Source organism: Sphingobacteriales bacterium (assembly GCA_016700115.1).
In the GTDB taxonomy this organism is placed as follows: Bacteria; Bacteroidota; Bacteroidia; order Chitinophagales; family UBA2359; genus UBA2359.
The window spans coordinates 2,741,486-2,754,391 of record CP064999.1 but is presented as its reverse complement, the minus strand read 5'-3'; the positions used below and the strand labels follow the sequence as shown (position 1 = coordinate 2,754,391).

Sequence of the window (12,906 nt, the reverse complement as noted above, 5' to 3'; positions counted from 1 at the left end):
TAACCACATGCGGCAATTAATAGCGCAATAAAGGCAAACCAATGCGTTGAAAATTCGGTTGCATTGCCGAAAAATCGAAAGACGAAACATCTCCGTCCATATTTACATCGGCTTCTTTATAGCTGCTTAGTTGTAAAAATTGCTGCTTGTATTTGGTGAAATCTCCAATTGTTACTGCTCCGTTTGCATCGGCATCACCCGAATAAAGAAGGGCTTTTGTTCCTGACAAAATTTGCTGATTATTGCCATAGGCCTTGGAAACAGCCTGACTAAAGTCGAATGTGTTTCCGGAGTTTGGCAATACAACCGGCACATCGCTGAGAACTGCGAGATGATTTCTATGGCGAACTGCCACAAAACAGGTTGTGTTTGGCGGAATATTGTTAAAAACTACGCCTGTTGCGCTGCTTCCGTTTACATCCGTTATCCATCCGTCATTTAACAAAACAGCGGCCTTTCTGGCTATCAGCATTTTGGTGGCAGTTTCTCTCAATTCTATTAACACCCAATCTACCATATTAGCAGGTTTTGCAGAAGGGGAGGCAAAAGACTCTGTGCCGTTGTAATTATAGGGCGGCAAATTATAAGGCTGAGTTAATGGAATAATGTTCAGCGTGTTAAGGGTAGTGTTCATCAAATCGGTTGTCTGATTAAAGGCACCTTGTAAAAAAGCTTTGACAAAAACGGGCGTGTTGCAATCCTGTGCAATGGTTATGGTAAAATTTTGAGAGCACCCTCCAAAACTGTCTGACGTGTATTGAATTGAATAAATACCTGCCAAACTGGAAGTCAATAAAATTGCTCCTGTCTGGGCATCAATAGTAAGCCCTGCAGGTGTGGATGAAAACACTCCTCCGGGATTTCCGGTAATCACCGGAGTAACAAAACCCTGAGCTTTGCAATAAGTATTCCCGTTCGGAAAGTAAAAACCCGCATTGCAACTGACAAGGGCGGAATAGGCGCAGATTTCAAAGTCATCTATTCCGGCATACCAGTCCCAGCCATTCCCATCATTATAGATGAATCTCACCTGAAAATCCGGGTTGAGGTAGGGTGTAATGTCAATATCTGCCTGTGCATAATTGCAACCCCAAAATCCACAGTTGCTGTTAAAAGTATAAATCACATCTTCCCATGCACTTCCGCTCCATACACGAACCCTGAAAAACCCGCCTATCGTGTTGAAATTGTATTTAAACCGGAGCGATGCCGCAGAATAGTTGTTCATATTGATGACCGGAGAAGTAATCATCAGGGCTTCACCTCCATCTGAATCATAAGCATCATCGTCAAAAAACATCATACAGGATTCGTTGATGCTGTTGCCATCTGTAGTTGTTCCAAACTGCCACAAAGCAGCCGGGTTAAAACCTATGGCACTATTACTCCAACCTACAGGAATGGAACAACCATCAAAATTTTCAGAAAATACGGTACTACATTCACACTGTGGACGAAAACCGGTATAAGTACTGCTTCCGAAACAAAGAGAAGGGTTCAGATTGTCAGAAATGGAAACGGTTATGGTCATATTTCCGGTTGCCGGAAGATTGGGGATTATAACTTGCTGAGGGCTTCCGGAATAAGTTTGCGGGTATTCAGCTCCGTTTACTGATACAGTAAACTGACCCGACAACTGAAGATAATTGACTGTTAATGCGAGATCATAAGTGGCAGTTTGAGAATTGCAGTTTTGGGGTGTCAGTGCACTGATAAACAAATTAGAAGTTCTGAATTGTTGAATTCTTGGCGGTCCGAGTTGTCCGTCTCCGCAGTTTGCATAGGCATAAACCTCGTAGTAGGTACAAGGTAGTAACCCGTTTAATAAATAATTAACCCCGCTTTGCGCGATGGTTTCAAAAATCCAGACCGATGTTCCCTGCTGTTTAACTCGAATCAGATAATCGAATGAGGTAAAAGTATAGGTAATAAAGCCTACATTAGCCGAAGTTGGGGATAACGGCAATCCGAAAGCAACATAAGGAACAATTGCACTGATTGTGGCAGTTGCCGTATTGCTCAATAAAAAACCAGAACAAATACTTTGCAACTCCACCGAATAGCTTTTACAGGGTGATAACCCGTTGACTGTATAAGTATTGGTTGTAACTGCGGTATTCACCAAATAAACAGCACCTCCCGTTTCTTTAATCCTTACACTCACCAAACTCCCCCCGTTAGTCCAGTTAATGACCGCAGTGCCTGCACTGGGTTGAGAAACCATAATATTTGCAGGGCTGCTAACGGCAGGGATGTTCAGGGTTTGAGGATAGGCGGTAATATTTCCGCTACAGACAGGCAGTAGTTCAACTTCATAATCATAACATGCAGACAGTCCGCTAAAAGTATAGCTCTCTCCGGAAACCATAGTTTGTAAAATCCAGTTAGCCTCGCCACTCCGTTTTATACTGACCTGACATTGAGGTGCATTGTCTTGCCAGGTCAGGGTATTAGTATTACTGTCGAAGGCAATCTGAGTTGCTGATAAACAAAAAGGGCAATGATGTTCTAAACAGGTGCGGCTACCGAGATGGGTTTGTATTAAACTGATGGAGTTTGACGAAAATTCGGTTAACGTAGGAAGAATAGTTGGCTGCATGAGGTATAAGGAATTGCTCGGATCGTGGGTTGCTCCAAAACAATGACCAAGTTCGTGTGCCGATAAAGCTCTGAGCGAGTTAAAGTTTGCACTGTAATCCTGCACCAGACTATACCGGTTATTGGTACAAAGTGTGCCAACCGGTGAAACACCCACTACACTTCCCGTAAAATCGCGGTCAGTCCACAATTGTGCTACATCAAAAGGTTGGGAAAATCCTCCGGCGTTTCCCCATGCGGCAAAAGATGTTTGCAGAGCAGCCGGATCCAGTGTACTGCTATACCCATCACAGGTTTCACAACCCGAAACCACAATTTCAGTAAGCAAAAAATCTATACTAAATACTGCATAATTAGGCTGTACAGCATTTAAAACAGCATTGAGGTGTTTGTGTACCTTTTCCGGGCTGCCTTTTTCCTCTAACAACAGCCAATCGGCTGCAAATGTGAGCTCAACTGTTGTACATTCGTTTAATTGTTTGTTTTCATCGTCTTTTTCTCTGGGCTTGTACCCCTCATGAATTATTTTTTCAAAACAATTGAGCGGATGAGTTTGAATAAAGTCGTCCTGTTTATAGATCAAAAACACCTCTTCTTCAGCTCCTGAAATCCAATAGTTTAAAGGTTCAATCATCAACTCAATTCCTTGAGGATTGGTAACAAATCCGTAAATAAACCCGGGATCAACCGATAAACGCACTTCTCCCCCACCCATCAGGCTGCCTTTGTATGCAATATTTGTAGGAGTTGGTAAAATTTGTTTCCCCATTTGAGTTTGCAAAAAAAACTTAAACCCATTGCTCCGCATATCGTTGGGTGTTAAGTTGAGGTTCCACAAATCTTCTCCCAGATATAAGGTTAGATTCAACCTGTTATTCCTCGAAAACTTAAGATAGTTGCTTATTTCGGATGCAGGGATTTTAAACAACCGGTATTCTCTGATATGTTTGTCTATTTTAGACGATATTGACTCAGTTGGAATAACTGGAATACCATAAAATTCGGATTGAGCGAACGTTCTAACAGAAATAAAAAAAGAGAGTACACTCAAAACAGCCAACCCATAAAACCGGTACATAAAAAAAGATATTTTGCCTAAAGTTAAGGGATAAATCCTGATTCAACCCTATGCACAAGAGACAAGTATCCTGATGGGCTTTCGAAGGTATGGTAAAAAAAACAAAAAACCAACTGACACAAAAGCATCAGTTGGCTGAAATTGGTTAAAAAATGACTGTTTATAAAACAATTACATCCACATTACTAAGAAGTTCATAAATTCATGTTTCAATTCCCCGTAAAGGCGTCTGAAAATCTGCATATTATCTCTCATTTCTTTGTGATCGGGGAAATACCGATGTTCAATAGCAGTCGGATTCTTCTCGGTTTCAGTTATCAGATGCCCTTCATGTTCGTTAATTTGATGGCGATATTCATCAATGACCTCATTTTGGCGTATAAACTGATTCTGAAAATGCTCAATTTGAGCCTGAACTTCATGCTTCGTATTTTTCAGGGACACATCCCCCAACCTTTGTTGAAATATCTTTAATTCTTCTTTGTAAAAACTAAGTTCACTTTCCCAAATCTTGTGTTCAAAATGAAGGTCTTTCAGATAAATATGTTTTGCATTCATTGTGCTTTAATTTATTGTTAAAATTCTATTGTGTTTATCTGCTGCGAAGGTAAAGTTATTTAGCAGTTTTATAAATGATAAAAGTCACTATGGAACTTGATTTTTTACTCCGTCCGTTTAAAATGGGTATCCAGTTATAACATTGCCAATAAAAAAGTAAAAAGGCATCTCAATATCTAAGAGATGCCCAATTCCAACTTAAAGAAGAGAAAGTAAAAACATGGGTTTGTTTATCTCAACATAAGTTATCCTGCTTCAAATTAAATAGGCTTGATGCCCATAATCCTTTGCCAAAGTTCCCGGAATGCATCCCCCATTTTAAAATCTCTTCCATTATCATCCCTGCTTTGATGCATTACTACATTTCCGTCGGGGAGTTTTTTAAGATTAAAAGCGAAAATAAACTTTTCCGTACTACCTTCAAAACCCATTTTTCCGAATTTCAAGTCATAAAATCGAACTTCATCCGGATTATTATGCGGACGTACTGCATAATATCCGTTGCTGAACCACTTAACCCTGTCCACAGCATAGGAATCCTGAATACCGGACAGCAAACTATCGTTTCGGGCAATAAAGTCATAATGTATATGGCGGTCTTTGTCAAACAAGGAATAATAACCCATATAATAACCACGGTCCACCTCAACCACCGCATACCATAAAATGCTGTTAAGCGGGGTTGTTGCACTCATAAACCGCTGATAGTCTATCTTTTGCTCATGAAGAGAATTGGCAAAAATGCGGTCAACATAAACTTTAGTGCCCAAAGTAAACAGCATATAAACGCTGCTGATAATTAATCCGGCATAGTTAAGTTTCCTGCGCAAAGGGTTTGTGCGGTTAAAAAACATTGCAAGAATAAGCAGCAACAAAAAGGGAATGGTGTAAATAGGGTCAACAATAAAAATATTGTTTAACCCTACCCTGTAATCGCTAAAGGGTAAAAATAGCTGTGTGCCATAAGTGGTAAAAGAATCCAGAATAGGGTGTGTAATAATTCCTAACAGAAACAATTTAACCCAATCCTGAAGGGTAGTTTGAGCAGGGTGATTTTTATACCATTTCCAAAACAACCAACCGAGAATAGGCCCTACTATCAACGCAAATAACAAAGAATGACTATAGCCTCTGTGAAATCCCAGCCTTTGCACATTGTCCAACAAAGGGCTAAACATCACATCCAAATCCGGAATAGTTCCGGCAAATCCTCCCCAAAGAACTGCTTTATTGCCAATTTTTTTGCCAAGTACCGCCTCTCCGATAGCAGCACCAAGGGTAAACTGTGTAATAGAATCCATGCACTGAAGTAGAAATAAATAAATCAAAAACAACTTTTGCAGAAATACGATTACAATAACTCCAAATACATGGTAATAGTTTTGAAGTACAACCGCATATCTCAAACAAAGTAAGTTGCTTCAAAAAACGCTTCCATAACAAGGAAAGTCCTTACATTTGTAACATCAATTCAAATCTTTAACATTCAATTTTCTTCACTAAAAAGAATATGCCCGTTAAATACACAAAATCCTTTACCCTCCGGTATTTTATCATTTCCGCTTTGGTCATTAGTGCCGACCTGTTCCAAAACCATACCTTAGAATACTTTCTGAAGCCACTTTTGATGATCAATCTGATGCTGTGGTATTGGATTAATGCACCAAAACCGGCAGGCAAACTGACGATTATCGTGTTGGTTTCTTTATTTTTCTCTTGTTGCGGTGATGTATTTTTGATGATCAAACCTACTTCTCAAATTTTATTTATCAGCGGGTTAGTGTCATTTTTAGTAGCGCACCTGCTATACATCAGGGCATATCGGCTTACTTCTCTGCCAATCACACAAGGTATATTCAGAAAAAGTTGGTGGCTTTTGATTCCGTTTGTTGTTTTTGAAATTGCTTTGCTCTATTTGCTGTCTCCAAATTTAAAGGATTTAGCCATACCTGTAAGTGTATATGCAACAGTTTTATTGTTAATGGCTGTTTATGCATTGAACCGATACGGGGTTGTACCTGAAATTAGTTTCCGGGCTGTTTTTATCGGAGCTTTGGTATTTGTAGTTTCAGATTCTCTGATTGCAATCAATAAGTTTTATCAACCGGTACCTTTAGCAAGAGTCTGGATTATGGGAACATACTGCCTCTCTCAATGGCTGATTGTTTGGGGACTGATGAAAGGCGACAAGTGGTAAAAAGTTAGCTGAAAAAAATGAGCCTAAATCTGAACAACCAGCTTTCCGGTTTTTGGGTAGTATTCAACTTAATATCTTTGTGTTTTTTTTAATTTTAAGGTAAAATTCTTAAGCTATGTACAGGTTGATGTTGATATTTGTTTGGTGCTTGATGCCAATGGCGTTTCTTTATGCAGAAAGAGGGGATATCATCAGTTTCACCCTGATGGAAACCAAAACAGTAGCAGAATTACAGACCGAAGCTACTGCAGCCACCGGATTACCTCCCTCTCTTTTTGGATTTGAATATGATATTGCTGCCTATAAAGTGTTATATGAAACGGTTGATTATGATGGCATGTCTTCCACCATTGCATCTGCTTTGGTTTCATTTCCAACCAATTATCCATGTGCCCCTCCAATGTGCACTTATGGTCATGGGTTAGCCCTCAAACATTGGGAGGCTCCTTCCTCTCTTAACAATATTTACTCGTTTATCGGAAAAGGGATTGCTTCTAACGGATATATTTCACTAACCCCCGATTATATACATCTGGGCTATGATGCTTCGCCGGGGTTTCAGGCGTTTATGCACGCAACCACCGAATCAGCAGCTACCATAGACCTGATCCGTGCAACAAGAACCTATTGCCAAAACAGCGGCATAGATTTTAATGACCAATTATTTATCAGCGGATATTCACAGGGCGGACATTCTAGCATGGCTACCTGTAAACAAATTCAGGAACATCATTCCGATGAGTTTTCCATCACAGCAGCTATGCCGGGAGGAGGTACTTATGACCTTTCCGGCATTGCTGCCGACTCTTTGGCTTCTCCGACACGAACAACCGGAGAACCTCATGCTTTTTGCCTGATTAGCCGCGCTTATTACGAGATTTACCAGCCAGAGTTAATCAGCATGGGCATCACCACTCCTTTTTTCGACTATTTTAAATCTCCCTATGACTCACTCCTCACACTAATTTTGGATGCAACCAACCCCTTTGCCAATACTTCTCTTTTAGACAGTATTCCAAACCGGATGCTGGAGGATATTTACCGGGAAGAATTTTTATATAATCCTGACTTCTGGATGCGTGATTTTCTGGCCTTTAATGATTTATACGACTGGTCTCCACAAATGCCGATGCGATTGTTTCACAGCGATGCCGATGTCGAAAATCCGTTTCCGAATGTGTTATTTACTCTCGAACAATTTGGACTCAATGGTGCTGCTGATGTTGAGTTGCAAACGGTAAGCGGATTTAGCCATTCAAATGCAGGGCTTTATCACGCCCTGGCACTTCGTCAATGGTTTGGATCGCTGCGCGAAAGCTGTGCAATTGGGATTCATCAGGAAATACCTGAACTCCTAAAAGCAACCGCTTACCCGAATCCTTTTTCTGATATTTGTACAATTGACTTAAGCAACGTAAGGACTCAGGTTTCGGGATGGGAACTTTTAACAATTCAGGGGCAATCTCTTCAATCTGGAACAGTTGCTGGAGGTCAGCAGACTATTTCCTTTTCATATCAAACAAATGAAAAGGCACAGATTTTGGTCCTTGTTCTTAGTTCTGTCAATGGACAACAATCAGGAATTCCATTAATTTATCAACCACAACTTCATAAATAACCGAAACCCAATAAGATGCGGTATAAATTATTAGGCAAAAGCGGGCTTAGGGTTTCTGAACTCGCATTGGGAACCATGACATTTGGAGAAGATTGGGGTTGGGGAACCGCCAAAGAAGATTGCCGATTGATTTTTGATACTTACGCCGAATCAGGAGGCAATTTTATTGATACTGCAAATTACTATACCAAAGGTAACAGCGAATCAATTCTGAGCGATTTTATTCAAACTGACCGCGACTATTTTGTTTTGGCAACCAAATACTCGTTGAATATGAACCCTGCAAACCTGAATGCAGGAGGAAATCACCGGAAGAATCTAATGCAATCTGTACATGCGAGCTTAAACCGCCTAAAAACTGAATATATTGATTTGTTATGGATTCATGCCTGGGATTTTACAACCCAACCTGAAGAAATAATGCGTGCAATGGATGATTTGGTGCGCATGGGTAAAGTTCTTTATATCGGCATTTCTGATGTTCCTGCCTGGATAGTTGCAAAATGTAACACGCTTGCCGAATGTAAAGGATGGACTCAGTTTGTTGGACTTCAAATTCAATACAATCTGCTTGAAAGAACTGTTGAACGCGACCTGTTACCAATGGCTGATCATTTCGGACTATCTGTTTTGGCTTGGGGACCTCTTGCATCCGGTATTCTTACCGGAAAATACCAACCAAACAATCTTCAGCCGGTTGAGGAAAAAAGGCTGAAAGAAAACAACCCCAGGTTAACGGAAGCCAATTTTGCCATTGCGGATAAAGTTGTCAGTATTGCCAAAGATATAGGCTGCACGCCTTCGAATGTTGCCCTGAATTGGATTCGGCAACGTGGTAAAAATATCATTCCCATAATTGGTGCCAGAAATTTGAAACAACTAAATGATAACCTCGACTGCCTAAAGGTAAATTTACTACCCGAACAAGTAGCAGCTCTGAACGAATGTAGTACAGTAAAACTTGGTTTCCCGCACGAGTTTTTGCAATCCGACAATGTAAAAAAACTGTTATTTGGTGAAAACCATAGTAAACTCGATTTCTAAATTAAAAAGTCTGGAAAATCAAGTTTGATAATTCGGTAAATTATCAAGCCTGATTACTACAAATTCAATTTAAAAACAGGAGTCTTGTACAAAAAACAAAGGATAGGCAACCTATTTCATTGATGATTGCTTAAAAAACCAAAAAAAATAAAGGTTATCATTACAACGGATTTTTTTTTACTTATCTTTGCAGCCAATTTTTACGATTTTACAAACCAGTATCAGCAATGGAACAGATATTGAAATATGTGGAGGAGCAGTTAATACCCAAAGTAGAAACTCCAGAATTTAAAGCCGGCGACAATGTTACCGTTCACTACAAAATTATTGAGGGTGAAAAAGTTCGTATTCAGCAATTTAAAGGAATAGTTATCCAAATTAAAGGAGGTCCTAAAAATGCCAAACGAACCTTTACCGTCCGAAAAATTTCGAGTGGTATCGGGGTTGAACGCGTATTCCCCGTTTCTTCTCCTAATATTGAAAAAATTGAAGTGAACAGATATGGAAAAGTTCGCCGCGCACGTTTGTTCTATCTGCGTGATGCTCAGGGTAAACGTGCCCGTATCAAAGAACGCCGGGTACTTACAGGAGCAGATGCTAAAGGTAAAAACGATTAATTTAATGACTTCTTTGCATTAAACCGGAATGGATATCAATATCCGGCATAACATAATCTCCTAAAAAAGGGCGGCAACCAATAACAGGTTACCGCCCTTTTCCTTTTTATGCGATTTCAGGAAATTCAAATTTACCGGACAATTAGCTTAGAGGTGGCTTGTTGTGTTGAGGTCAGCACTTGAATCAGGTAAATTCCTTTCGGCAAACCTGAAACATCTATTTCACAAACTTCTGCAGATTTGTTAAGGGTTTCTTGTTTCCACACTGACCCATTTAAATCAAACAAAGAAATACTAATCGGACCCTCAATATTAAATAAAGCCAACGAAACCAGGTTGTTTGCGGGATTTGGAAACACCCTAAAAGCTGATTGCAGGTTAAAAATAGGGGTTTCACTAAAATCACCTGCAACAGAAGTAACCACTGAAGTTCCAATTTTTGTCAGAAAATAATCGTATTCTCCTAACGAAGTCAGTGTATCGGCATCGAAATTGGTTTGAATATCAAAAGCACCGGCAAAAAACAATTGATTCCCCGCATCAAAAGCAAGTGTGTTAACCGTTTCGGAATTTACGCCACCGGCTGTTTTAATCCATAGAATTTGCCCATCCGGATTTAATTTGGCTAACAAAACATCATCCGCACCCTGCGAATTCAAAGTGTCTGATTGATAAAAAACAGTTGGAGAAAAATTCCCGGCTAACCAGGCATTCCCATCGGCATCAACACTAAGTTGGCGAGCAATGCTGACACCCCAGCCATTGACAGGTGTTATCCATTGAACTGAACCGTCTTCTGTTGAAAAACGGGCAACAAAAGCTGAGTTGACACCGGTAATTTCTATGGTATCATTATTCACGGTCAAAGGTTCATTGGTCTGCCCGCATACATATAATTCACTGTTAATCCCTGTTGCTATACTTTGTAAACTTTGTATGCCGGGATAAGCCATCGTTTTGAGCCATTCCACATTTCCATTTGAATCAATTTTGGCTATAAAAGCATCTGTTTCATCCAAAGACTCATAATAATAGCCTCCAAATGTCATATATCCGGTAAAATAACCAACAGCATAAGTATTCCCGTCTAAATCGGTATTGATCGCAGCTAAAGTGATGCCTGTTTCATTATTTCCCAATTGATGCCACAACAGTGCTCCATTATTATCATATTTAACTACTGCAAAATTGTAAGAATCCGGTGGTACAACAATCAGGTCATGAATATTTATAGTATCTCTAAAATTAAAACCCAAATAGGCAGAACCAAATGCATCGGTCGCCAAGCCTGCTGAATTTGCATTTCCATTACCCCCAACCTGAGTTACCCATTGTATATTGCCTTCGTTGTTCATCATAGCAGTAAACACATCTGAATCAAATTTGCCGGAAGTTTGTAAAGGAACATCATCTAACATCAAAGTGTCTGAAAAGATGCCGGTTACAAAAAAATTGCCTTCACTTCCGGATACAATGTGCGTAGCGCGGTCATTCCCCTTTCCGGTGAAGGTTTTCTGCCAGATTGGATCACCTGAATTAGTAAAAGCTGTAAGTAAAATATCGGAAGTGTAAATCGTATCAATCAAGATATAGGTAGTATCAGTTCCGGATAGGGTGTCAATACTTACTGAAGGAGCAATAGTATGACCGGCAGCATAGATGTTTCCATCTGTGTTGGCTGTAATGCTTAATATTTCATCTAACCGCGTACTATTTCCTGAAACAGACCAATCAAAAGTCTGAGCCTGAACGAAAACAGAAGATAAAAAAACCAGAAATATAATAGCCAATAATAACCGGGAAAAAAGGTCCATTGGTGATTTCATTTTTTCGTTAAAACAAATTTATTTTTTCAACTTTAGCACCATCAACTAAGCAGGATAAACATAATCGTGTAAATACTCATATAGTTCGGTTAACATGCCCTGTTTTGTTATAGTAGCATGTTCTATGATAGGGCTACTCTTTTGCAACAATTCAGCTAAAACATGGTCTATTAACAATTTTCCAAAAGTTTCGGAGGAGTCGCGGGGCAATTCATTAGGCAGGTTATCTATTGCCATTATATCTATCGTATGAGGTTGGTAAGGGGTATCTTCTCCCTGAGTTTTGGGGTTATATCCCATAACCGGATTTCCGATCGTTGTTGCTCTCAAAGTAGCCGGAACAGACCCATTAATGTCGCAACTGATGTCTGCGATTACTTTAATCTTAAAATCAGGGCTGTTCATGTCAGATTTGGTAAAAAATACCGGGGCTTTGGGACTCCAATAAATACCGTTTATCATCAAATCGGTTTGGCTTGTAAAAGGCAGAAAAGTGCTGTAAAACAATTGAGGATGATGATAAAACTCATGTGTTTCGTAACTGTGAAACTTTTTATGCCGGTATAAATCATGATTATGCAAATGCACATAAACAGGATAGTCATATCTGTTATTTAAATATTCCTGTACTGATATATGTTTTATCTTCAGGAAATCTAAAACCTCTTTTGCTCCAGTCGCTACTCTTCCGGCACCTGTCAATGCAATTTTCATTGGTGGTAGTATCAAACGTTCATATACCCTTTTTAACTGTTCATAATCCCCACATTCATAAGCCGGTGGCAAGTTATATAGGCCTGTTTTTAAGCCGTAAGCCTTCAAACCGTTATGTGCACCAACAATTCCTGCAAATCCTCCAAACCCGATGATTCTTTTTCCGTTGGCATACCGGAGACATTCATAATCAATCAGCTCGATGTTTTTTTGGATTATCGTCTGTAACAGTTTTTGATTCGATACCTGCTTCTTAATGGTATGAGAAAAAAACAGGTAAGTTTTACCTGCTATCAACCTGTCTGGCAACGGTTCTTTCACTCCCATCAAGATATGGCATTTAGTGAGATCTTCCTTGACTTCAATTCCTGCCTGTTCATATTCAGAATCGGCAAAACATCGCTGTATTGAAGGCTGTACACTTATACTGACTTCCGGAAAGTTTTCTTGTATAAAGGAACATTGACGGGGTGTTAATGGTACTCGGTTGTCGGGAGGATTCTTTTCTTCCCTTATTATACCTATCAGGGTTTTATTCATGAGGGCAGTTTCTAACTTTAGCGGGCGCAAAAGTAACAATTTGTAACGAAACGACTGCAAAAATCGTACAGTGCCAATATGAAAACGACATTCCCTGCGAAAGGATATGATAAAAA

At 39.7% G+C, this 12,906-nt stretch carries 9 protein-coding genes; 4 read left to right on the top strand and 5 right to left on the bottom strand.

The features are described 5' to 3' along the window. Positions 1–16: 16 nt before the first annotated feature. The 3 genes from IPM47_09900 to IPM47_09890 all read right to left on the bottom strand — a co-directional run bounded on the left by IPM47_09900 (position 17) and on the right by IPM47_09890 (position 5,535). A complete protein-coding gene (locus IPM47_09900; protein QQS31201.1) occupies positions 17–3,676 on the bottom strand; it encodes a hypothetical protein in 3,660 nt (1,219 codons plus the stop codon). Positions 3,677–3,847: 171 nt separating this feature from the next. Beyond that, positions 3,848–4,234 carry a hypothetical protein gene (locus IPM47_09895; protein ID QQS31200.1) on the bottom strand — a complete coding sequence of 129 codons (387 nt, stop codon included), beginning with the start codon at positions 4,232–4,234 and terminating at the stop codon, positions 3,848–3,850. A gap of 260 nt (positions 4,235–4,494) precedes the next feature. Continuing rightward, the gene (locus IPM47_09890; GenBank protein QQS31199.1) at positions 4,495–5,535 is read right to left on the bottom strand and encodes a metal-dependent hydrolase; all 1,041 of its coding nucleotides are present in this window, start codon (positions 5,533–5,535) and stop codon (positions 4,495–4,497) included. Between the two features lie 209 nt (positions 5,536–5,744). On the opposite strand from IPM47_09890, the gene IPM47_09885 reads away from it, so the two are divergent. From IPM47_09885 to rplS, 4 genes are all read left to right on the top strand, one after another. Beyond that, positions 5,745–6,431, top strand: a complete 687-nt coding sequence (locus tag IPM47_09885) for a lysoplasmalogenase (protein ID QQS31198.1) — start codon at positions 5,745–5,747, stop codon at positions 6,429–6,431. Between the two features lie 115 nt (positions 6,432–6,546). Further along, positions 6,547–8,049, top strand: coding sequence for a hypothetical protein (locus IPM47_09880; GenBank protein QQS31197.1), 1,503 nt, complete (start codon positions 6,547–6,549; stop codon positions 8,047–8,049). A gap of 15 nt (positions 8,050–8,064) precedes the next feature. Then, positions 8,065–9,093: an aldo/keto reductase gene (locus IPM47_09875; GenBank protein ID QQS31196.1), complete on the top strand. Its 1,029-nt coding sequence runs from the start codon at positions 8,065–8,067 to the stop codon at positions 9,091–9,093. A 227-nt stretch (positions 9,094–9,320) separates the two neighbouring features. After that, entirely contained in the window at positions 9,321–9,710 is a 390-nt protein-coding gene (gene rplS, locus IPM47_09870) for a 50S ribosomal protein L19 (protein ID QQS31195.1), read from the top strand. A gap of 131 nt (positions 9,711–9,841) precedes the next feature. On the opposite strand, the gene IPM47_09865 is transcribed toward rplS, so the two are convergent. Together IPM47_09865 and IPM47_09860 are read right to left on the bottom strand one after the other, a co-directional pair. Then, a complete protein-coding gene (locus tag IPM47_09865) occupies positions 9,842–11,524 on the bottom strand; it encodes a T9SS type A sorting domain-containing protein (protein ID QQS31194.1) in 1,683 nt (560 codons plus the stop codon). Positions 11,525–11,581: 57 nt separating this feature from the next. Continuing rightward, positions 11,582–12,790 (bottom strand): alanine dehydrogenase, encoded by a 1,209-nt coding sequence (locus IPM47_09860; GenBank protein QQS31193.1) that lies wholly within the window; start codon positions 12,788–12,790, stop codon positions 11,582–11,584. Between the last annotated feature and the right edge of the window lie 116 nt (positions 12,791–12,906).